Origin of the sequence: Alteromonas sp. 1_MG-2023 (assembly GCF_030547075.1) — a bacterium.
Lineage (GTDB): Bacteria > Pseudomonadota > Gammaproteobacteria > Enterobacterales > Alteromonadaceae > Alteromonas.
Genome location: NZ_JAUOQH010000022.1, coordinates 20138 through 41925, shown reverse-complemented (window position 1 = coordinate 41925; position 21788 = coordinate 20138). Strand labels below are relative to the sequence as shown.

The 21788-nt window shown below is 44.3% G+C and carries 19 protein-coding genes and 1 tRNA gene; 6 read left to right on the top strand and 14 right to left on the bottom strand.

Annotation, left to right across the window (positions count from 1 at the left end):
* Positions 1 to 113: 113 nt before the first annotated feature.
* Positions 114 to 1907 (bottom strand): glycoside hydrolase family 3 protein, encoded by a 1794-nt coding sequence (locus tag Q4561_RS17970; RefSeq protein ID WP_303462614.1) that lies wholly within the window; start codon positions 1905 to 1907, stop codon positions 114 to 116.
* A 191-nt stretch (positions 1908 to 2098) separates the two neighbouring features.
* Between Q4561_RS17970 and Q4561_RS17965 the strand changes: the two genes are divergently transcribed.
* The 3 genes from Q4561_RS17965 to ggt all read left to right on the top strand — a co-directional run bounded on the left by Q4561_RS17965 (position 2099) and on the right by ggt (position 5527).
* Positions 2099 to 2272 (top strand): hypothetical protein, encoded by a 174-nt coding sequence (locus Q4561_RS17965; RefSeq protein ID WP_303462613.1) that lies wholly within the window; start codon positions 2099 to 2101, stop codon positions 2270 to 2272.
* Between the two features lie 75 nt (positions 2273 to 2347).
* Positions 2348 to 3724: a Na+/H+ antiporter NhaC family protein gene (locus Q4561_RS17960; protein ID WP_303462612.1), complete on the top strand. Its 1377-nt coding sequence runs from the start codon at positions 2348 to 2350 to the stop codon at positions 3722 to 3724.
* A 162-nt stretch (positions 3725 to 3886) separates the two neighbouring features.
* Positions 3887 to 5527, top strand: a complete 1641-nt coding sequence (ggt, locus tag Q4561_RS17955) for a gamma-glutamyltransferase (protein WP_303462654.1) — start codon at positions 3887 to 3889, stop codon at positions 5525 to 5527.
* Between the two features lie 76 nt (positions 5528 to 5603).
* On the opposite strand, the gene Q4561_RS17950 is transcribed toward ggt, so the two are convergent.
* The 4 genes from Q4561_RS17950 to Q4561_RS17935 form a co-directional block, all read right to left on the bottom strand.
* Positions 5604 to 6023, bottom strand: a complete 420-nt coding sequence (locus tag Q4561_RS17950; protein WP_303462611.1) for a VOC family protein — start codon at positions 6021 to 6023, stop codon at positions 5604 to 5606.
* A gap of 10 nt (positions 6024 to 6033) precedes the next feature.
* A complete protein-coding gene (locus Q4561_RS17945) occupies positions 6034 to 7440 on the bottom strand; it encodes an aldehyde dehydrogenase family protein (RefSeq protein WP_303462610.1) in 1407 nt (468 codons plus the stop codon).
* A 237-nt stretch (positions 7441 to 7677) separates the two neighbouring features.
* Positions 7678 to 8976: an adenylosuccinate synthase gene (locus Q4561_RS17940; RefSeq protein ID WP_303462608.1), complete on the bottom strand. Its 1299-nt coding sequence runs from the start codon at positions 8974 to 8976 to the stop codon at positions 7678 to 7680.
* A 170-nt stretch (positions 8977 to 9146) separates the two neighbouring features.
* Entirely contained in the window at positions 9147 to 9332 is a 186-nt protein-coding gene (locus tag Q4561_RS17935; RefSeq protein ID WP_303462653.1) for a DUF2065 domain-containing protein, read from the bottom strand.
* Between the two features lie 307 nt (positions 9333 to 9639).
* On the opposite strand from Q4561_RS17935, the gene Q4561_RS17930 reads away from it, so the two are divergent.
* Complete coding sequence (locus Q4561_RS17930; RefSeq protein ID WP_303462606.1) at positions 9640 to 10065, top strand: hypothetical protein; 426 nt, start codon at positions 9640 to 9642, stop codon at positions 10063 to 10065.
* 221 nt (positions 10066 to 10286) lie between these two features.
* Here the strand turns inward: Q4561_RS17930 and trxA are convergent, their stop codons facing one another.
* On the bottom strand, positions 10287 to 11156 hold the full coding sequence (gene trxA / locus Q4561_RS17925) for a thioredoxin (RefSeq protein WP_303462604.1): 870 nt from the start codon (positions 11154 to 11156) through the stop codon (positions 10287 to 10289).
* Positions 11157 to 11330: 174 nt separating this feature from the next.
* Here trxA and Q4561_RS17920 point away from each other — a divergent pair, with 174 nt between their 5' ends.
* The gene (locus tag Q4561_RS17920; RefSeq protein ID WP_303462603.1) at positions 11331 to 11660 is read left to right on the top strand and encodes a DUF962 domain-containing protein; all 330 of its coding nucleotides are present in this window, start codon (positions 11331 to 11333) and stop codon (positions 11658 to 11660) included.
* A 93-nt stretch (positions 11661 to 11753) separates the two neighbouring features.
* On the opposite strand, the gene Q4561_RS17915 is transcribed toward Q4561_RS17920, so the two are convergent.
* The 6 genes from Q4561_RS17915 to purE all read right to left on the bottom strand — a co-directional run bounded on the left by Q4561_RS17915 (position 11754) and on the right by purE (position 16065).
* Positions 11754 to 12887 (bottom strand): PQQ-dependent sugar dehydrogenase, encoded by a 1134-nt coding sequence (locus tag Q4561_RS17915; protein ID WP_303462601.1) that lies wholly within the window; start codon positions 12885 to 12887, stop codon positions 11754 to 11756.
* A 27-nt stretch (positions 12888 to 12914) separates the two neighbouring features.
* Positions 12915 to 13388, bottom strand: coding sequence for a Dps family protein (locus tag Q4561_RS17910; protein WP_303462599.1), 474 nt, complete (start codon positions 13386 to 13388; stop codon positions 12915 to 12917).
* Positions 13389 to 13527: 139 nt separating this feature from the next.
* Complete coding sequence (locus tag Q4561_RS17905; protein ID WP_303462597.1) at positions 13528 to 14013, bottom strand: copper chaperone PCu(A)C; 486 nt, start codon at positions 14011 to 14013, stop codon at positions 13528 to 13530.
* Between the two features lie 287 nt (positions 14014 to 14300).
* Positions 14301 to 14376, bottom strand: a tRNA-Thr gene (locus Q4561_RS17900).
* A 61-nt stretch (positions 14377 to 14437) separates the two neighbouring features.
* Positions 14438 to 15574, bottom strand: coding sequence for a 5-(carboxyamino)imidazole ribonucleotide synthase (locus tag Q4561_RS17895; protein WP_303462595.1), 1137 nt, complete (start codon positions 15572 to 15574; stop codon positions 14438 to 14440).
* Positions 15571 to 16065: a 5-(carboxyamino)imidazole ribonucleotide mutase gene (purE, locus tag Q4561_RS17890; RefSeq protein ID WP_303462593.1), complete on the bottom strand. Its 495-nt coding sequence runs from the start codon at positions 16063 to 16065 to the stop codon at positions 15571 to 15573. The genes Q4561_RS17895 and purE overlap by 4 nt, the downstream gene beginning before the upstream one ends.
* A gap of 243 nt (positions 16066 to 16308) precedes the next feature.
* On the opposite strand from purE, the gene nhaA reads away from it, so the two are divergent.
* The gene (nhaA, locus tag Q4561_RS17885; protein WP_303462591.1) at positions 16309 to 17586 is read left to right on the top strand and encodes a Na+/H+ antiporter NhaA; all 1278 of its coding nucleotides are present in this window, start codon (positions 16309 to 16311) and stop codon (positions 17584 to 17586) included.
* Here nhaA and Q4561_RS17880 read toward each other — a convergent pair.
* Both Q4561_RS17880 and Q4561_RS17875 read right to left on the bottom strand, forming a co-directional pair.
* Positions 17548 to 20358, bottom strand: coding sequence for an ATP-binding protein (locus Q4561_RS17880; protein WP_303462589.1), 2811 nt, complete (start codon positions 20356 to 20358; stop codon positions 17548 to 17550). The two genes, nhaA and Q4561_RS17880, sit on opposite strands and share 39 nt — an antisense overlap.
* A 27-nt stretch (positions 20359 to 20385) precedes the next feature.
* The gene (locus Q4561_RS17875) at positions 20386 to 21675 is read right to left on the bottom strand and encodes an amidohydrolase (RefSeq protein ID WP_303462587.1); all 1290 of its coding nucleotides are present in this window, start codon (positions 21673 to 21675) and stop codon (positions 20386 to 20388) included.
* Positions 21676 to 21788 lie beyond the last annotated feature (113 nt).

The following is a 21788-nucleotide window of genomic DNA, read 5'->3' as shown; positions in this document are numbered from 1 at the left end:
AGGTTTTAGTTTTGTTTGTCTGTTTATCTTTAGCCTGTTTTAGCCCTTGAGTTCAACCAATGGGCGACAATTCGGATGTTGTAAGCAAGTTTTTAAAACGCAAACAACATTTCCTATTTTGCGCTACGACCCCACTGAACAGGCGCATAATCATTTGGCTTATTCATACCTAGTAGGGTTTCCACCAGGGCATCAAAAATAGGGCTATATAGGTCACTATCTACGTTGTAACTGAATGTAGCAATAGCGATATCGGCAATTGGTTGCATTTCTTTTGCTACATAAGGCATACGAAGGGGCACAAATACTGTCGTCAATTTTTTCGCTTTAGCTTGCTTCAGTGCCGACTTCATAAAATCATGTGTAGTGATAAGGGAATCTCTCGATGCCAACGCCTCTGTACTGTCGAAGCCTTTCATTTCGTACACAGCATGCTGGGGCGAGATGTCGCCCACCAGCAATAAATCTGCCTGTTTCAACGCGTGTTCAAACGTTGCCTTATTAGGAATGCGAGTAAGGGGTATACACGCCATGCCTATCTTTGGCGCTATACTCGACAAACTTTTTTCTAAGGCTAAACACCTTAGTGCATCAGGCATTAACGCTAACCAAACCTTGTCGGTTAAAGGAAGTTTTTCACGCCCATAAAGGGCTGTAACGGATGCCTCAGAAAGCGCTTTCTCAATTTGCTTATTTTTGGCTATTTTTGCTTTGTTATCAACGTCACTCACCCGCCAAGAAAGCGCTTTCTCAGAATAGCTATTTAGATTGAACTTTCCTTTAAGAAAGGCGATACGCTGTAGCGATGATTTAAGCTGTTCCCGGGTCACTTCCCCATCGTTTATTCGCGTGCTTACCTTTTCCATTAATGCTGCAAAGGCCTGAATATCTTGCGGCGTTCTAATGGTAAAAGGCATTAAGGCAATGTCTGCACCCGCCTGATACGCTTTAATCATGGCATCTTCTGGTGAAAAGTATTTTGCAATACCCGCCATGTCTAATGCATCGGTCACTACTACCCCTTTGTAACCCAATTCATTTCGCAGTACGTCATGGAGAATCTTACGGGACAAGGTTGCAGGAATGGTCATTACCCTGCCCTGCTTGTCTTTTACCGTGGTGTTATCTAATGATGGGTACTGAATATGCGCACTCATCAGCATCCCTGGCGGATTGTTACCACTGATGATTCGACTAAAAGGCAATAAGTCACCTTTTAACGCTTGCGCTTTAGAATGACCGACCTTGGGTAACCCTGTGTGACTGTCCGTTTGAGTATCGCCATGGCCAGGAAAATGTTTAATAGCACTAATAACACCGCTTGCCTGCAACCCGTCAACAAATGACTGCCCTAGCACCGCTACATCGCTGGGGGTTTCGCCAAAACTACGTACGTTGATAACGGGGTTTTTAGGCTCGCTATTTATATCTACTGAAGGGGCGAAGTTGGTATTGATACCCAACGACGTTAAGCTACTGCCAATACCTCTGGCCACATTTTCAGCGAAGGCCGTACCGTGTTGATAGTAACTAGCGCCTATGGCCAAGTTTCCGGGGAAAGGCGTGAGCATAGAAGAAGGTAAGCGAGCCACTCTCCCCCCTTCTTGATCAACGGCGATAAACAACGGCGGCAGCTTTGCTTTCACCATGGCCTGTTGCATCCCGTAATTAAGGGTAATCAACTGTTGGTTGGTTTTGATGTTTTCAGAAAACAAAATTACACCACCAATATTGTGGGTAACTAATATCTCTTTTAACGCACTAGGTAGCGTAGTTACCGGTTTTTTGCAGGCTTTCGAGCTAGTGCCATCATCACAGTAGAAACGAAAATCGAGAATGACTTTTTGGCCAAGAGATTTTTTTATCTGTTCATGCTGGTTTGATTGGTTCGCATAAGTGCTAGGCAACAGTAAAATGCATAGACTAAATAACAAAACGCGAATTAAAACTGTGGTCAACGAGGGAAGAAGGCGCAAATAAGATCCTAGGTAATGGTTTATTTTTTAACAGTTAACGGTGTACGTATAACGATAAGTTAAGGTTTGATACGCATATTAATTGCCATGGTATCAAAAACCAATGCATACAGAATAAATACGTGTCATTCTGTGGAATTAACCGTGTGCTATGCGTTACGCTTATCGCTATTGCTATTGCTATTGCTATTGCTATTGCTATTGCTCATGTTAATGCCTATGAATTGCTATGCAATGTGCAGCTTACTCGCAAGTCATTCGTTTCGGCAATCGCGAACAGCGTCGTTTGCATTTAGTATCAACGTTTAAGCTCAGATATTCGCCTTTAAGCGAATGGCAGTATTTCACAATAATAAAGTATGGAAAGTAGTATGGATTGGGTATCAATTATCCCCCCATTGGTTGCGATCATTGTCGTATTCTGGAAAAAAGAAGTTATTTTGGCATTGCTACTAGCGGTGCTGTGCTCTGAAGCACTTATTTTGCTAACGGCAAGCCCCACCACCAGCTTTCTTGCGCCAATTAATGCTATAGAGCGCGTAGTCGATACCGCGTCTAGCCCAGGTAATACCCGTGTCATTCTATTTTCCGTATTGGTAGGTGCATTATTGGCCTTTATTCGCGATTCTGGCGGTGTAACCGCTACGGTTAACTACCTAGTAGGCAAAGGCGTTGCCAAGAATAAGAAACAGGTTGGCAGCCTTACTATGTTTACTGGTATCGCGGTATTTATAGAATCGAATTTAAGTGTGCTAACTGCTGGGATTTTTGCCCGAGGGCTATTCGACCGCTTCGGCATGAGCCGCGCCCGTTTGGCGTATATAATTGATTCCACCAGCGCCCCAGTTTGCATACTCATTTTACTCAATGGTTGGGGAGCATTCATTTTAAGCTTGCTAGACACCTACGAGTTACCAGCTTCTTCAGCCTCAATATTGTGGGGCAGTGTATTTTTTAACTTCTACGCTATTTTCACTTTGCTGATTGTGGCTTACACCATAGCCGCAGACAAAGTACACGGTCCGTTAGCGATAGAAGAGAAAACCCTCTCGAAGACAGACATTCCCCAACAAACAGAAACGGCTACCAAAGCGCGTTACATGATAGTCCCCCTACTCACTATGGTGCTAAGCATGGTGGGCTTTATGTTTTGGACAGGCAACGGCACTTTATCTGAAGGCAGTGGCAGCAAGTCTGTGCTGTATGCAACGGCACTTGCCACCGCTATCGCCTATGGTCTTTTACTTTGGCACAAACGCTTCACCCACAAAGAAGCGGTGGAAATTGGCTTTAAAGGCATGGGGGAATTGCTTCCCCTTGTCACCATTGTTCTGCTTTCTCTTACCTTAGGAAATAGTTTAAAAGACTTAGGCACAGGTGTATTTGTGGCAGGTGTGGTGGGTGAATACCTTCCCCTTGTTTTCATCGTACCTATGTTGTTTATTGCAGGGGCGGTAATGTCGTTTACCACAGGCACCTCGTGGGGCACCTTTGCTATTCTTATCCCTATTGGCGTACCGTTAATTCAAACCCTTGGATTACCGCCTTCGTTGGTCGTTGCAGCTATTTTAGGCGGCGGTATTTTTGGCGATCACTGTTCGCCTATTTCCGATACCACTGCCGTGTCGTCATTAGCCGCAGGCTGTGATGTATTAACCCATGTAAAAACCCAGTTTCCTTACGCGCTTGTGGCAGGCGGGTTAACCTTGGTGGGTTATCTCATTGCCAGCATTATTATGATTGGCTAGGGTTTCTCCCATAAAAGCTTGCACTGGATCTAGCAAAAAGCGTGTGCAAAGTATATTTACTGAGGTTTTAATTTACTCAAATTCTAGAGATAAGTTTTTAAAGAGTTATCCATTTATAAGGAGTTAGCGGTGTTGAAGAAAACGTTTTTTCTATTCTCATTCATATTACTCACGGCATGTAGTCAAACGGCCATAGATTCAACATCTACTCAGCAGCAAGCTGTGGCAATGCCAGATACTTTCAGTGCCGACGCCGCGTATGCTGTTTTAGAAGACGGCGGTAATGCGGTAGATGCTGCCATTACCGCGCAGTTTGTGCTGGCCGTGACCTTACCTGAAGCAGGTAATGTGGGCGGCGGTGGCTTTATGACCATTGCGTTTGAAGGCAGTACCGACTTTCTTGATTACCGCGAAATGGCACCGTCTGATGCACATCGAGATATGTACTTAGATGACGAGGGGGATGTAAAACCTTACGAATCACTCTTTGGCGCGAAAGCAGCAGGTATTCCAGGCACGGTTGCTGGCATGTGGGCTGCACATCAAAAATACGGCAGCTTACCGTGGAGCCGCCTTGTGGCACCTGCGGTTGAACTGGCTGAAAATGGCTTTTTAGTACCTGACAAACTTGCCAGTAACATCACCCGATATTTAGCTCGCACTCGCGAACAAGGCTTAAACAGTAACTTTGCTAGTTACTTTGAACACGCCAAAGCCAATACAATGTTCAAGCAACCTGAATTAGCCAGTACGCTAAAAGCGATCCAACAGCATGGCCAAGATGGATTTTACCAAGGCGAGGTTGCCAAGAAAATTGTTACCTTCATGCAAGATAATGGTGGCCTAATTAACCACAGTGACCTTGCGGCTTATAAAGCGGTATGGCGTAAACCTCTTGAACTTAACTGGCAAGGCTACACCCTAGTAACAGCACCACCACCAAGCTCAGGCGGCGTAGCTGTGGCGCAGTGGATTGGCATGCTAGAAAGCTACGGCAGCAATCATACTCTGCCAGAACATAACAGCGCAGCGTACCTACATGTTATGTCTGAAATTGGTAAACGCGTTTTTGCCGATAGAGCAGAATACCTCGGCGATCCTGATTTTGTTGAAGTACCGGTTGCTAAACTTGTTGCCCCTGACTATATCAAAGCCCGTGCTGCACTTATTCAGCCAAACAGTATTTCAGACACGCCAAGTGTGAAACCTGGCCTAAAAGAAAGCGAAGACACCACCCACTTTTCTATTATGGATAAATGGGGTAACGCCATTGCTAATACCACCACCATTAACCTTACTTTTGGTAGTGGCGTGGTAGTGGCTGGGGCCGGGTTCTTGCTTAACGATGAGATGGATGATTTTAGTGCTAAGCCTGGCGTACCTAATTTCTTTGGTGCCGTGGGCGGTGAAGCTAATGCCATTTCGCCTTATAAGCGCATGTTATCTTCAATGACACCCACCCTAGTAAAACAAGGCGGTGATGTTGTTTTAGTAACCGGCTCGCCTGGTGGAACAACCATTATTTCGTCGGTAGCACAGTCCTTGTTAAACGCATTATTGTTCGATTTTGATGCCACAAAATCTGCTAACGCTCCTCGTTTTCATCACCAATTGCTACCTAAAGATACCATTCGTGTTCACCCTGGATTTGATGAGGCAACATTGGCTGAATTAACAGACATGGGCTACACCATAGATAATCGTCGCTTTGGTGATGTGCATTTAATTAAGCGTACAGCGCAAGGTGTAGAAGCCGCTTCCGAAGCAAGTGGGCGCGGTAAAAGTATAGTGTCTGCACGTTAATGAGCATAATCTCTTGACGTCAACGAGCAAAATGGCAGCGCTTTCGACCTAGAAAGCGCTCAGGGTTAAATCGATTTTAATCTGTCGCAAATAACTGTTCGATAGAGGCAAATGCTTTGAACTCTAGTGCATTACCACAGTAGTCCATAAAAAACATCGTGGCTTGCTCGCCTGGCTGGTCTTTAAATCGAATGTAAGGCTCAATAACAAATTCAATATCTGCAGCGCTTACCTTGTCGGCTAGCGCCTTCCACTGCTGCATATTAAGCACCACACCAAAATGCGGCACGGGCACAGCATGACTATCAACCCCATTATGGGAAGGCGGTGACGGCATTTTTTCAACGCGGTGTGTCACCAACTGATGACCGAAAAAATTCCAATCAATCCATTGGCTATCACTGCGGCCTTTTTCACAGCCTAACAGTTCTCCATAGAAGGCTTCTGCATTAGCAAGATTACTAACCGGTATTGCTAAATGAAACGGCTGCGCCATACGTTAAGTCCTATAAGAATTTTTTCAGTAATGATAGTTTGAATTTAGAAAACGGTGCATAGCGTACGGGGGCATCTAAGGCGAAAGCCCGCTTCATTACTGTCTTTAGGTGACTAAAGGTATCGAACCCAGCTTGCCCATGGTAGCTCCCCATACCGCTGTTACCCACTCCGCCAAAAGGAAGTTCGGGGTTAGTCATAAAAATCATTGTATCGTTAGTACACACACTGCCAGAGCTGGTTTTTTCAATGATGTTATTAAGTACTTTATCGTCATCACTGAACGCATACAGCGCGAGTGGTTTTGGTCGGTCGTTAATAAAGCTAATGGCCTCATCAATTGAGTCTATAGGCACTATGGGCAGAATAGGTCCGAATATTTCTTCTTGCATAATGGCACTGTCTTTTGCGGGGTCGAGCACCAAGGTGGGTGTCATTGCAGGTCGTGCTTCGTTTACATCCCCCCCGTAAACTACATTAACACCATCTAAATAGCCTTGAAGACGGTGTAAGTGGCGAGTATTAATAATGTTGCCGTAATCATCTGAAGAAAATGGGTTTTTACCAAACTGAGATTTAAGTTCCTTTTTAATAGCGTCTATTAGCTTTTGTTCAAAGCCTTTCACCACTAGCACGTAGTCGGGCGCTATGCAGGTTTGCCCCGCATTCATCCACTTGCCCCAGACTATGCGACGGGCAGTAATCTTTAAGTTGGTGCTGCTATCAACGATACAAGGGCTTTTGCCACCCAGTTCTAGCGTAACTGGGGTTAAATGCCTAGCGGCCGCAGACATCACAATTTTGCCTACCGCTTCTCCGCCCGTATAAAAAATATGATCCCACTTGCAGGAAAGTAATGCCGACGACTCTTCTTTTCCGCCTTCAATGACTTCTACACATGAAGTATCCATATACTGGGGAATGAGTTTGGCCACAATAGCTGAGGTTTCAACGGCTAATTCTGATGGTTTTAACACCGCACAATTGCCCGCAGCTAATGCGGCAATATAAGGTGCTAGTAGCAACTGAAGGGGGTAATTCCACGCACCTATGATAAGCACTGTGCCAAGAGGTTCGGGTTGTTGAAAGCTTTTTCCCGGCCATGCTATAAGTGGGGTTGATACCTTGCGGGGCTGCATCCATTTATTTAAATGCTTTGCGGTGTGCTTAATGTCAGATAATAAAAACCCATGCTCGGCTACATAAGCTTCACTCTCGCTTTTACCTAAGTCTTGGTTAAGGGCATGGAGAATTTCTTTTTCATTTTCTACAAGCAGGCGCTTTAGGGCATCAAGTTGACTCTTGCGCCACGCTATTGAACGGGTTTTACCGGATTTGAAGCTGGTCTGAAGCGTAGCGACCGTATCAAGAAAGCAAAAGCCGGGCTCTACGGCATGAAGGGTTGGATGATTAGACATAATACTTTCCACCTGCGTGTGAAGGCTGCTGGCCTGCTAGGTTTTAAATTCAGGGACAGGTTCAGCCGATTAAACCATTATTCATCTTATAGTAATAAGGGCAATAAACCACAACCCAATTATTTTGTTAATTGATGCTTAATTATTACCTCAACCATCGTTTTCTGCCTGTACAAAAAAGCCCGGCACTTAAAATAAGTACCAGGCTTTAAATTTAGCTTATTAGACTGGGCTAGTTTACGCGTCGTACGGGTTGCGTAATACAATCGTCTCGTTACGATCAGGGCCAGTAGAAACGATATCTACAGGAACACCGGTAAGGTGCTCTAGGCGCTGAATGTAGTTTTTAGCAGCTTGTGGCAAGCCTGCAAACGTTGTAACACCGTAAGTGTTGTCGCTCCAACCTGGCATTTCTTCATACACTGGGGTGACTTTATCGTAACCGTCAGCTGCCATTGGAGGCACATCTTTTATCTTACCGTCTGCATCTTTATAACCAATACAAATTTGTAATGTATCAAGGCCATCAAGCACATCTAGCTTTGTTAAACAGAAACCGGTAATTGAGTTGATTTGTACCGCACGTTTCATTGCCACAGCATCAAACCAACCGGTACGGCGTTTACGACCAGTAGTCGCGCCGAACTCATGACCTTTAACACCTAAATGATTACCCACTTCGCAATCAAGCTCAGTAGGGAATGGGCCAGAACCTACACGTGTGGTGTACGCTTTAACAATACCCAATACATAATCTAGCTTCAACGGGCCAAAACCAGCGCCGGTGGCTACGCCGCCAACCGTGGTATTAGAAGACGTTACATAAGGATACGTACCGTGGTCGATATCAAGCAATGTACCTTGCGCACCTTCGAACATGATTGGCAAACCCGCTTTGTGGGCTTTATCTAGTTCGTCAGTTACATCAACCACCATGGCTTTAAGAATATCAGCAACTGCCATGGCACCTTTTAAGGTTTCATCGAAATCGACTGCTTCTTCACCGTAGTACTTCGTCAATGTGAAGTTATGTACATCTAGTACTTCTTTGAGCTTAGCTGCAAAGTCTTCTGCATTGAATAAATCGCCTACACGTAAACCACGGCGAGCTACTTTATCTTCATATGCTGGGCCAATACCACGCCCAGTTGTACCAATCGCTTTAGCACCACGGGCTTTCTCACGGGCTACGTCTAAAGCAATGTGATAAGGAAGAATAAGCGGGCACGCTTCACTGATTTTCAAACGGTCACGAACGGGAACACCACGCTCTTCAAGCATAGTCATTTCAGTCATGAGTGCGTCTGGGCTAAGTACTACGCCGTTACCAATGATACAGGTAACGTTGTCACGCAGGATGCCTGATGGAATTAAGTGAAGAACGGTTTTTTCGCCGTCGATTACTAGAGTATGACCTGCATTGTGACCGCCTTGATAGCGAACCACATATTTTGCTCGATCAGTAAGTAGGTCTACTACTTTGCCTTTACCCTCGTCACCCCATTGAGTGCCGAGTACCACAACGTTCTTTGCCATGAATCATATTGTGTAAGAAAATTAGGCGGGGATTCTATCAAAAATTCACACCTATTATCATCTGTTTTATGCGCAAAAATACGCCACTTATGGCAATTTTTTAAACTACATCCATACAAGGCACGCTAAGCGACTGTATATTAGAGATATTTTTAGTAAAGAATTTAAACTTATTTCAACAAGTAAAAAAGGCAGACCGCCCCTATTACTACCAAAACACCACCGGTTTGACGAAGTTGGTTAGTGGGCAATTGGCTTATTCGTAATAGGTATAAGCGCCAGCGAGTGGGGAATAACAGTGGGCCAATGCCCTCTACAATAAGCACTATCGCTAGTGCAGGCCAAAGCCAATCCATCATTTACCTCATTATTTGACTTAAAAAACACTTATGTATTTTTTTGTACTCTTTTAAATTTACACCATGCAAGCTAACGTATTAAAGCTATTCATAGTACCGCCTATAGCTGTGTACTTAAATAACAACTGCAAATTCGAATCGACAGATAAGCGTAATCAGTCGCGCATTTGCTAACGGCGCGCTGATACAAACGTTTAAGGTTCAACTTACTGAAAATTTGCGATTTTTTTAGCCCTAAATAGTGCAAAATATCTATCTTCTGCTATACGTAAAGTATTGCACTTAATATCACGGAAACAAATTCATGCGTTTTCCCAAATACGGAAATTTTGCGTTAGATATCTCTGGGAATGTGTTGGAAGTGTTTGCCACGGGTGCGTGGAATTTAAAAACCGCCGAAGCCTTTACTGAAGAAATGTACGATTTAGTACTAAGGTTTGAAGATAAACCATGGGCTGCCTTGCTAGATGGTCGCAGGTGGGTATTATCAACGCCTGAAACCCAACAACTACTCACCGATGCTATTAAAACTAACATTACTAGAGGACTTCGCCGCTCGGCCTATGTGCTCGACTCAGGCATGGTAAAGCGCGCCCAGCTGGAATATACCCACCCAGCTAAAGAAAGAGCATTCAATCTTCAAGGGTACGAAAGAAACTACTTTCAAAATTATTTTTCGGCTCTTAACTGGCTAAATAAAGAAGGTTTCTCTCCAATTGAGAAAATCTAAATTATTGGTATAGGTTTTGGCTATAGGTTTTGGTATAGCTTCTAGGTATAGACACGGGTTCCCAGTATAGGTTAACGCTCTAGAAGGAAGGTTTAAATGCTAATTTTAGGGCTAGACTTCACTACAGAAACAACAAGAGCGCGTTCGCGCTCCTGTTAAGTTATTTTCATTCAAGCACCCATACGTAAATACACTTACGTATGGCCCATTACCGCTTCAAGTTAATACAGTAAACTATAAACCTTGCGTCGGTACTCAGATTTCAGCGCATCCCCATCGGTTAGCGCATTTATCATATCCAGCATAATTTTACGGGCGTCACCAAACCCAAGCTCCTTTTTGAGTACCGTTAACAGCAGTGACAAGGCTTCTTCCGATTTATTAGCCTGATGAAGTTGAACGGCTAAATCTACTTTAAGCTGTAAATCATCGGGATTAGCTTCAACCGCACTCTGTAACTGACGTATTTCTGGTGTATCAGCAGCTTGTTCAGCAAGTTCTATTTTACCGTTTAGCGTATTGTAGCGCGCATCCTGATCGACCAGTTTTATCTCTGATAATAACGCTTTAGCTTGGTCAATCGATCCCGTCTCGATATAGCAATCAATAACCATATACTTGGCATTGATATTATCTGGGCTCAACTCTAAAACTTGCTTGGCATTTGCCAAACCTTCTACGTAGTCGCCTTTTTGAATGGCTTGACCGGCTGCGGCTAGAAAGTCATCTTCAGGATTAGGAAGGTATTTAGCCAACATCTCGCGAATTTGAGCTTCAGGTTGCACACCCGCAAAACCATCTACCGGCTGACCGTTTTGTATTACCATCACCGTTGGTAAACTGCGAATACCAAACTGCCCAGCGACTTCTTGCTGCGCTTCACAGTCAACCTTAGCTAAAATAAGGTGGTCAGCATAATCTCCGGCTATCTTTTCTAAGATTGGCAGTAAGTCTTTACATGGCTCGCACCAGTCTGCCCAAAAATCAATAAGCACAAGCTTTTCTTGCGATGCTTCCAAGATAACTTGTTGAAAGTTTTCAACAGTAATATCAACGATAGTTGCCGAGTTATTCGCAACAAGATTGTCCATAAAGAGGGCCTTCTTAACAATTTATTTTCTGACAATGAATATGGGGTAACTGATGTGAAAAAACAACCGCTAAAAAAAACTGCAACAATGTCGTATTCACGACATACTTACATGAAACTGCGTGTTAATTTGTTGTTAACTTAGCCGTAACCATATTCGCCAAAGGGGTACGCCATGACCACAGAATCTAACGTTCACACGCAATTTAGCTCGTTTAGTGAATTCTATCCCTACTACCTTGCAGAACACACCAATCTGACCTGCAGAAGATTACATTTTATTGGGTCGTGGTTGGTCTTAGCCGTTATTGCTAGCAGCATAGTAACAGGCAACTTAGCCCTACTGTGGTTTATTCCGGTGGTGGGATATGGGTTTGCCTGGGTAGGTCACTTCTTTTATGAGAAAAACAGACCTGCGACTTTTCGCCACCCGCTTTACAGCCTGCTGGGTGATTGGGTTATGTTTAAAGATATTTTGACCGGTAAGTTAAGCTTAAAGGCCTAGTTTCTTTTTCCCTAAATTTCTTTTCCCCTAAAGTAGCAAAAAGCCAGCACACTACATGTGCGCTGGCTTTGTATTAATCCTGCCATCAAACCATTACTCAGCTGGCGTAAGCTTTAATACCTTGCCGTTTGGCGCATCCGTTAACAAGAAGATTGCACCTTTCGGGCCTACTTCTACATCACGAATACGGGCATTGTTGTCACGTAAATATTCATGTTGCTCACCAGGTTTGTCGCCATCCATTTCGATATGGCGCAAGTGGGTAAATTTTAGTGACCCCACTAATAGGTCGCCATTCCACTGCGGGAACATATCACCTTGGTAAAAGGTCATTCCGCTTGGTGCGATTGAAGGGTCCCAATAAAGTACCGGTTGTTCCATGCCTTCCGAATGGGTTTTATCACTGATTACGGCACCGCTGTAATCAATACCATAGGTAATTACAGGCCAACCGTAATTAGCCCCTTTTGAAAGCAAGTTAACTTCATCACCGCCTTTAGGCCCATGTTCCATAGCCCATACTTCACCCGTTTCTGGATGAATAGTAATGCCTTGAACATTACGGTGGCCGTAGCTGTAGATTTCAGGCGCTTTACCGTTAATAAAGGGATTATCGCTAGGCACACTGCCATCGCGATTAATGCGCACAATGGTGCCGAAATGGTTCTCGGTATTCTGTGCTTCCTTCATATATTTATAGCGATCGCCAAGGGTAATAAAAAGCTGTTTGTCAGCATTAAATGCCAGTCTGCACCCAAAGTGAAACCCATTATCTACCAGTGGTAAGGCACTAAAAATAGTTTCTACATCACTTAAAGAGTCACCTGCTAAGGTAGCTTTGGCAACACTGCTGCTACTTCCGCCGTCGCCGGGCTGGCTAAAGCAAAAGTAAATGGTGTTGTTGGTCTCAAAGTCGGGGTCGATAGCAATATCTAACATGCCACCTTGGTTGTTAGCTTCTACTGAAGGCACATTAGTAAAGCGAGGCGATAACTCGCCGGCTTTATTTAAACGTCTAATACCACCATCGCGCTCGGTAACAAGCAAATCTCCGTTGGGTAAAAATGCCATTCCCCAAGGATGAACAAGTTCCTTTGCTAATTCAGTAACAACAAATTGCGCTTTAGTTTCTGTTTTAGTGTCTGCTTGTTGCGAAAACGCTGGCTGGGTTACCCCAGCCAGCGCTAATGTACAAACAGACAGCACGTTTGTTATGGTGCGTGTCATAATATTTTCGCCAGTAAGTGTTACGGCTTATTTTGCCAACATTGCGCGAAGCATCCAAGCAGTCTTTTCGTGAACGCGCATACGGTCGCCAATTAGTGCTGCAGAAGACTCATCTTCAGCATCTTGTGCTAGTTTAAGTGAATCGCGGCACGTTTTAACTACTTGCTCATGGCCATGAGTAAGTAATGCAACCATTTCCGATGCTTCTGGAACACCTTCCACTTCGTCAATTGCACTTAGTTCAGCGAATGACTTGTATGTACCTGGTGCAGAAACACCTAGTGTACGAATACGTTCAGCAATTTCATCTACTGCTTCGGCTAGCTCAATATAGTGCTCTTCAAACATAAGGTGTAATTGTCTGAATTGCGGCCCTTCAACATTCCAATGGAAGTTGTGGGTTTGAAGGTAAAGCGTATAAGAGTCTGCTAATAGTTTTTTAAGGCCTTCAGCCACTGCATTACGATCGTCTTCTGAAATACCGATATCAATCTTGCTCATAGATCTCTCCTTGGGTTAGCAATTGTTTCACTAAATTTGGAATTGAATAACAATTCAAAGGTTATAGTAATCATACTCTAAGAATGTTGATTTGGATTATAATTTTAGCGATTGTGACCATCTAAATAGACGAATCACCTTAATGATGGTGTCGATGACCGGCTTCTTTATCCAACCCTTTGACAGGTAAGCTAATGGATAAGTCGGGGGCATCATCAAACGTTAAGGTTAATGCAACGGCGTTGCCTTCTGATAGGCCTTTTTCCAATCCTAATAACATCACGTGATATCCGCCTGGCGCGAAAGAAACAGATTCACTCGGGCTAACCGTCACCCCCTCTTTTACTTCTCGCATGCGCATCATGTCGTCTTTCATTTCAGTGGTATGAATTTGTGCATCGTTGGCTACATCAGAGCTTACCGTAACGCCTATCAAGGTTACTGGCTTATCACTTTCATTACTTAAGGTGAAATAAAGTGCGGCAGATTTTGCCATGGGAAATGTCGCCCTTGCATATCCATCGCTAACGGCAACCGGATGGTTAGCTTGAACACTGCATGCTGTCAGCGCAAACATAAATAATGCAAGTAATTTGAAAGAGAGTGAAGGTGTGTGTGATGTCATACCGCAGCGTCCATAATATGAGTAGAATGCTAGTGTACGGCAGGTCTATTCAAGAAAAAAGACAATATGAAAAATCTGCAAGCCCAATTCTCGAACAAAGCCCAATGCTCGAACAAATAATAGATAGCGAAAGCTGAGTAAGGTAAATAGAGAAAGTCTGAAGATAAATCAATAGCAAGGAAACGTTATCGAAAACTGGAGTGCGTCATGTGAGGAACATCACGCGAAGAACGTTTTGTGATAGACGTCTTGTGAAAACATCTTTTGAAAAACATTTTTTTGAAAAATGGTGCCGACTGCCGGAATCGAACTGGCGACCTACTGATTACAAGTCAGTTGCTCTACCAACTGAGCTAAGTCGGCACACTTTTCACACCCGCTGGGTTAACAGCGGATGCGTATAATAGCCACAAATAAAAGCTTGTCAACCTTTTAAACGTTTTGCTTCACTAATCAGTTTAGGAAAGTACTCTAACGGCAAATATTGGCTTAAATCGTGTAATTTTTCGCCCAGTTTTGTATAGCTATCCGTCGTGACATTGATATGACCCATTTTGCGTTTTTCACGCACAGATTTTCCATACCAGTGCAAATGGCTGCCATCAATACTCAATAGCTCTCTTGAAAAGCTACTACAGCCAATAATATTTATCATTGCGCTTGGGCCAATGGCGGACGTGTCACCTAAAGGTAAACCACAAATAGCACGAAGATGATTTTCAAATTGACTGGTAACCGCGCCCGATTGACTCCAATGCCCTGAATTATGAACTCGCGGTGCAAGCTCATTAACCAATAGCTCATCGCCACACTGGAACAGTTCAACCGCCAATACGCCCACATAATCCATTCCAGATGCTAGCTTCACAAAGATATCATGAGCTTTGGCTTGAAGGGCATCGTCAACATTCGTTGCAGGGGCAACTGACACATGTAACTGCCCTTGATAGTGTAGGTTTTCAGCTAATGGATAAGTGCGAACATCACCTTGTTTATTGCGAACTCCAATTAATGAAAGTTCACGCTCGAAAGGCACCATTTTCTCTACCACTAAGGGGACTTTTTCAAGGTTCAATGTGCCAAGAGCACGTTTTAGCTCAGGCAGTTCATTCTTGTCAGCTATGCGCCATTGGCCATAACCGTCATAACCATCACGGCTTGATTTAAGAATGAGCTTTTCACCTAAAGCGTCAATACATTCATCGAGTTGGTCAAGGTGAGTCACAATGCGGTGTGCACTGTTAGCCACTTGCATGCCTTCTAGCAAAGCTTTTTCACGGACCCTGTCAGCGCCAACAAGAATACTTTCAATACTAGGCATTAGCTTGCCCGTTTTGGCGGCGTCTTCAAGTAGGTGCTCGGGTACGTGCTCAAATTCTACCGTTAACGCATCGGCGCCTTCTAAAGCCTGATCTAACGTAGTATCTAGTGGCGCTTTACTTACGGGGTGCACAAGGGTGTCGTTGTTTACGTCGACAGCCTGCACGTCAATACCAAGCGGACTGCCCGCCAAATACATCATTTGCGCCAATTGGCCTGCACCGTAAACGACTACTCTCATTCGTCTAGCTCCAAGGTATTACTTGATGCTAATACGGTTTCGGTTTGCTGTTTTCTAAAGGCGATAACGGCATCACGAACCTGAGTATCCTGCAACGCCACGACTTGCGCCGCTAAAAGCCCAGCATTTGCGGCGCCCGCCTCGCCAATGGCGAGTGTGCCTACTGCAACACCTTTGGGCATTTGTACTATCGATAAAAGAGAATCAAGACCACTTAACGCTTTAGACTTCACAGGGCAACCGAATACAGGTAAATGCGTATGCGCTGCAATCATGCCTGGTAAGTGCGCTGCACCACCCGCGCCAGCAATAATGGCACTAAAGCCCTCATCTGCTGCACCTTCGGCAAATTCTACTAACAAGTTGGGAGTTCTGTGTGCAGACACCACTTTCGCGTCGAATTCAACACCAAACGACTTCAGCATTTTTGCTGCTTGTTGCATGGTAGGCCAGTCTGAGGTTGAGCCCATAACTATTGCGACTTTTGCCATCTAGAAATCCTCTAAGATAGGTAAATTGGATAACCGGAAAAGCCCGCGATTGTAGCCTAATTCGCCAACAAATCCCACATATTAGCCGCAAGTGATCTAGCTGCCCCTTTATTTGCGTAAAACGGTTATAGAATTACAAATAGTTAACCCATTCAGTGTTTAGCTCTAGCCCCTGTGATAACTCACGTGCACTTGACTGGTCGTAAGCCTTCAACATAACGGGGGCAAATGGAGGTATCGATAATGTCGAAAGAGCATCAAAAAGACGTAATTGATGAAGTTATTGTAGAAGTACAGGATGTAGTATCAGACTTTCTTAATCGCGAAGCAGCCCCTGGCATATTGCTAATGGTAGCCACCGTACTTGCACTCATTATCGCGAACTCCCCCCTCGACTATCTTTATGACCATTTAATTAGCTTACCCGTTCAAATTTCAGCAGGTACATGGGCTATCGATAAGCCATTGCTGCTATGGATTAATGATGGCTTTATGGCTGTGTTTTTCTTTCATGTTGGCTTAGAACTTAAACGTGAAATATGTGAAGGGGAGCTATCCAACCCTAAAGATATTGTGCTTCCCGCTACTGGGGCTATTGGTGGCATGATAGTACCCGCACTTATATATGTTGGCATCAACTGGGAAAATCCTGTGGCCATTGCGGGTTGGGCCATTCCAGCGGCGACAGATATCGCCTTTGCATTAGGCATATTGGCTTTACTTGGAAGCCGTGTGCCAACCAGCCTTAAAATTTTCTTAGTCACATTAGCCATTATCGATGACATTGGCGCTATTGTGATTATTGCGCTTTTCTATACCAATCACATTACCATGGGCGCCCTTATGGTGGCAGGTGCGTGTTTACTTCTGCTGTGGCAAATGAACAGACGAAATGTAGTGGATATTCCTGCGTACATGTTGGTGGGCATTATTTTATGGGTAGCCATGCTCAAATCAGGGGTACACGCTACATTGGCAGGCGTTATTTTGGCGGCATTTATACCAATGCGAGACAGCAAAGATGAGACTTATTCACCAGTAACCCGCTTAGAGCGTAGTTTAAACAGCACGGTCAGCTTTGCCATTTTACCTCTGTTCGCTTTCGCTAATGCAGGGATAAGCTTCGGTAATATTAGCCCCGAGGGTATTTTTCACCCCGTTACTTTTGGCATATTTTTAGGCCTTGTGATCGGCAAACAGGTGGGGGTATTCGGCTTTTGCTATTTAATGGTTAAGTTAAAATTAGCAACCTTACCTGACGATCTTAACCTTAAACATATCTATGGCTGCGCGTTATTGTGCGGCGTGGGCTTTACCATGAGTTTGTTTATTGGTGGCCTAGCCTTTGAAGAGACGGGTATTAATCAAATATTTGATGAGCGGGTTGGCATTTTAGCAGGCTCTATTGTTTCCGCGACACTGGGCTATATTGTGTTATATATGGTGGGTAACAAACCTAGCAAAAACACAGGAAAAGTGGCATCAAACGCTAGCAAGTTCACGGGCAATACTGTCGATTAGCACCTGCTTTCTTATCGGTTTGCTCAAATGCGCTTTCATACCGGCGGCATAACATGCCGCCTTGTCATCGTCGTAGGCATTGGCGGTTAGCGCAATAATAATCACACTGTCTTTGTTTTTTGCTTGTTGACGTATATGTCGTGAAGCAGTGAGTCCATCCATTATAGGCATTTGATAATCCATTAAAATTACATCAAACGCATGACGCTTAGCCGCCTCTAAGGCTTCCACACCATTTTTAGCCCTAAATCTTTTTACGCCAGCCGCCCCTAGCATATCCATCACAATATCGGCGTTAACGTCATTATCTTCGGCCAGCAGCACTTTCAAATCCTTAGGTAATGAGTGGGTGGCCACTGAGGCTGAGTAAGCTTGAGGCATACCTTCTTCACAAGGAAATTTCACACTAAAAGTGGTGCCCTTGCCTTCTCTGCTCTCAACCCCTATGCGCCCGCCTAAGAGCTCTACTAACCCTTTTGTAATAGCCAATCCTAGACCTGTACCACCGTAATCTCGTGTAATAGACGCATCTGCTTGCTCAAATTGTTCGAAAATACTTTCTAATTTTTCAGGCGCTATGCCAATACCCGAATCGCTAACCGAACAATGTAGCTCGCCATTCGCGTAATTAGCGTGAACGAGTACATCGCCACTAGGGGTAAATTTGATGGCGTTACTCACCAAATTGTTAATGATTTGGCTAAGCTTGCCACCGTCGGTAATTAAAATCTCTGGAACACTGTCATCAATATCAACTTTTATTGAAATGCCTTTGTTACTTGCACTGCGCTCGTACAGAACACTGGAAGCATTGATAGTATGCATGATTGAAACGTTGCGTCTATCAACGAGCATTTTCCCAGACTCTATTTTTGACCAATCTAAAATGCTATCTAAAATCATCAGTAGATTACTGGCTGAATGTGAGATTGTTTCGGTTCTATAGCGGGCGGTGTCAGGCAGCGATAAATCCATCATTAATTCACAAGACCCTATAATACCGTTCATTGGTGTGCGAATTTCATGACTCATATTGGCGAGAAACTGTGTTTTTGCCACACTCGCGGCTTTGGCCTCTTCAAGGGCCAGCGCTAAATGCCGTGTTTTTTCTTCAATTTTGCCTTCCAAGCTTTGATTAAATTCAGCAAGCTCTATATTTAACGCTTGTTCATTAGCTCTCGCCGACTCAAGTGCTTTAAACGCTTCAACTAACCGCCCTTCTAAACTACTGAATTCATCATTCAGGGACACAAGCTCTTGAATATGTAATGTGCTACCCGATAAAGTTTCCACTTTGCGAACCTGCGAGGGGGTAAAATTAGCAATGTAACGTATGAGCCGTCGAATGGGAGAATCAATCATTCTGGACACCACAGAGCCCATAAATGTACCAAATACCGATAAGGCGAGTAGCAGCAATAGGTCGGTTAACAAATACTCGCTCATTATCGCTAGTAAGCGGCGATAATCGAAGTAGTAGCTAACTTGCCAATCTGCGGTAGGTAACTGCCCTTGTGCCCTCAACCATTGTTTTCCTAGCGGCCCATCTTCAATGTTCATATCGCACTTACCATTACATAAGTAAGTGGGTGCCTCACTAAGTGGTTTTAGCTTTAATGCTGGTGAAGCATAAATAACGTCACCTTTAGCATCTTCGAGCAGAAGCGAAAACCCGTTAATGCTCAGCTCATCTATTTCTGTGAAACTTCGAAGGGATAAAGACCCTTCTACGATGCCAATAGGTATGCCATTTTCACTAAGAATGGGCGAAGAAATCGCAACAATGGCGTCATCGCCGAACCCTTGCCCTCTAAATACATTAGAAAGGTAGGGACTACCTGTTTCCATCGCTTCCGAAAAATAGGGGCGGTAGGCAACATTCGATTTGCCAATCGCTTTCGCTTTTTGTAGCAAGTCTGGTGGGTAGGAGTGAGTGATATTGCCACTCTCGTCAGAGATTAAAAACGTGATGAACTCAGGATAATGGGCGGCTAATACAGACAGCTGATTACTGCTCGCCTCCTCTAGTTTATCGATAGCATAGGGTGTTGATAATGATTGAGAAGCAACGGCAATTGCTTTTTGATGCTGTCCAATAAATTCAGATAATTGTTGCTCTAAAACCGCAACCCGTTGATGCATGTAACGGGTAATCTGATTTTTTTGATCGTCTTGATAAAGGGAAACAGACAAGTACACCACCGCCATCGACGCGGCGAAAAAACAGCCAGAGAAAAAATAGCTGAATAAAAAGTGTAGTGATACTTTTTCTTGTGAGCCCACATGGTTACGTGTCAGCCCTTTAGTCGCCAAATAAATAAAGTGCCCAGCAATAAGCCCAAACACACCGCTCACCCAAGTAACAAGGACACCAGAGAACATCATTGCAGGCTGATCGGCTTCGTAGAACGCATGCTCTAATACTAATATTGGCAGGAAGATAAGCGACCAAAAGCCCGCGCCTACTTTAATGACTTGGCGAAGAGATTTTTGGTAGCCAAAAAGGCTTACCACGATTGGAAGTAAAGATAAGCTCTCTCTACCTACAATACTGCTATGAAAAAGCCATAGTGGAATGCTGATGATTAAGGCAATTGGAATAGCGACAGTGGGAGGAAACCTAAGCGCAGCGTATACGCCAGCGCCTATTCCGAATACGGCGATGCCACTACTTTCGAAAGGAGCAGGTACTGCATTTAAGGCAATACCTGTTATTGCAATGAGTAACAGATGTAGTGCCAGAGTTAGCGACCAAGGCTGTTTAGCGAACAACAACGCCTCCCTCTGGCACTAACATGTTTAGTGCTGCGCCATGTAATCTAGCGTGAAGTTAGTCAGTAGCTTCACGCCTAACTTCATACCAGAATCGTCAACATAAAACTCAGGCGTGTGGTGCGCTGGGCTATCTTTTTCAGATACGTCCAGTGGCTTACCGCCCACCCATACAAATAACCCAGGAATTTGTTCTTGGTAGAATGAAAAGTCCTCAGCGCCAGTAACCGGCTTAGAAACAATAGCATTATCTACACCCGCGGTGCGCTGCATAGTGGCGACCATAGATTGGGTAAGTTCTGGGTCGTTGTAAGTAATTGGGTAGTAGTAATCTAAAGGGAGCGTAAGTTCGGCTTCAGCCCCCATGCTCTGGGCAATAGCCTTCACTTTACGCGGAAGCGCTTCATAAATATGTTCACGAGCTGCTTTGTTTAGCGTGCGAATGGTACCCACCATTTCAACTTCATTTGGAATAATGTTCGAGCGATTTCCACCGTGAATAGAACCAATAGATACGACTGCTGCATCATCAATTAACTTGAGTTCACGGCTAACGATGGTTTGTATAGACATGATCATTTGCGCCGCTGTCACCACAGGGTCGACACTTTTCCACGGGTATGCGCCATGAGCTTGCTTACCGTGAATGACAATTTTAAACGGGTCTACCGCAGCCATAGTGCCACCTGAGTTGTAGCGCACTGTGCCCACATCGGTGTTTGAACTTATATGTAGTCCGAAAATAACGTCTACATCAGGGCTTTTTAACACCCCTTCTTTGACCATGACTTCAGCACCGCCCATTTCGCCCGCTGGCGCGCCCTCTTCAGCAGGTTGAAAGATGAACTTCACTTTACCTTTAAGTTCACCTTTAATGTCGGTTAGTATTTTTGCTGCCCCCATTAGCATAGCCATATGGGTATCATGCCCACACGCGTGCATGACGGGCACTTCCTGACCGTTATATTCGCCGATTTGTGTAGAACGATAAGATAAGTCGCCTTGCTCTTTAACCGGTAGGCCATCCATATCAGCTCGAAGCGCCACAACCGGACCTGGCTTTCCACTATCAAGCACAGCCACCACACCGGTGCTCGCTACGCCAGTTTCAACTTCTAGCCCTAAAGATTCTAAATAATTAGCGACATATTTCGCAGTATTAAACTCACGATTAGACAGCTCTGGAAATTCGTGAAAGTGATGACGCCACTCTATAACGTTAGGCTCAACTGCTGTGGCCAACGCATCAACATCGACTTGCGCAAAGGCAAAGGGAGTACAACTTGCTACCGCCAGTGAAATTAACTTCCGATACATGACATCTATTCCATTTGAAGAGTAAAAACCCAGAATAAACTATCTGGTAGTTAAAAACATCAGTGCTTGTGACAATAAGACTTTTGAAGTTAACTCATTCAGAAGCCTAGGGA

What these genes read in the sequence shown, in the direction of transcription:
- Q4561_RS17960 (WP_303462612.1), top strand. Translation starts at nt 2,348, where the DNA reads ATGGATTGGGTATCAATTATCCCCCCATTGGTTGCGATCATTGTCGTA.
- Q4561_RS17950 (WP_303462611.1), bottom strand. Translation starts at nt 6,023, where the DNA reads ATGGCGCAGCCGTTTCATTTAGCAATACCGGTTAGTAATCTTGCTAAT.
- Q4561_RS17945 (WP_303462610.1), bottom strand. Translation starts at nt 7,440, where the DNA reads ATGTCTAATCATCCAACCCTTCATGCCGTAGAGCCCGGCTTTTGCTTT.
- Q4561_RS17940 (WP_303462608.1), bottom strand. Translation starts at nt 8,976, where the DNA reads ATGGCAAAGAACGTTGTGGTACTCGGCACTCAATGGGGTGACGAGGGT.
- Q4561_RS17935 (WP_303462653.1), bottom strand. Translation starts at nt 9,332, where the DNA reads ATGGATTGGCTTTGGCCTGCACTAGCGATAGTGCTTATTGTAGAGGGC.
- Q4561_RS17930 (WP_303462606.1), top strand. Translation starts at nt 9,640, where the DNA reads ATGCGTTTTCCCAAATACGGAAATTTTGCGTTAGATATCTCTGGGAAT.
- trxA (WP_303462604.1), bottom strand. Translation starts at nt 11,156, where the DNA reads ATGGACAATCTTGTTGCGAATAACTCGGCAACTATCGTTGATATTACT.
- Q4561_RS17920 (WP_303462603.1), top strand. Translation starts at nt 11,331, where the DNA reads ATGACCACAGAATCTAACGTTCACACGCAATTTAGCTCGTTTAGTGAA.
- Q4561_RS17915 (WP_303462601.1), bottom strand. Translation starts at nt 12,887, where the DNA reads ATGACACGCACCATAACAAACGTGCTGTCTGTTTGTACATTAGCGCTG.
- Q4561_RS17910 (WP_303462599.1), bottom strand. Translation starts at nt 13,388, where the DNA reads ATGAGCAAGATTGATATCGGTATTTCAGAAGACGATCGTAATGCAGTG.
- Q4561_RS17905 (WP_303462597.1), bottom strand. Translation starts at nt 14,013, where the DNA reads ATGACATCACACACACCTTCACTCTCTTTCAAATTACTTGCATTATTT.
- Q4561_RS17895 (WP_303462595.1), bottom strand. Translation starts at nt 15,574, where the DNA reads ATGAGAGTAGTCGTTTACGGTGCAGGCCAATTGGCGCAAATGATGTAT.
- purE (WP_303462593.1), bottom strand. Translation starts at nt 16,065, where the DNA reads ATGGCAAAAGTCGCAATAGTTATGGGCTCAACCTCAGACTGGCCTACC.
- nhaA (WP_303462591.1), top strand. Translation starts at nt 16,309, where the DNA reads ATGTCGAAAGAGCATCAAAAAGACGTAATTGATGAAGTTATTGTAGAA.
- Q4561_RS17875 (WP_303462587.1), bottom strand. Translation starts at nt 21,675, where the DNA reads ATGTATCGGAAGTTAATTTCACTGGCGGTAGCAAGTTGTACTCCCTTT.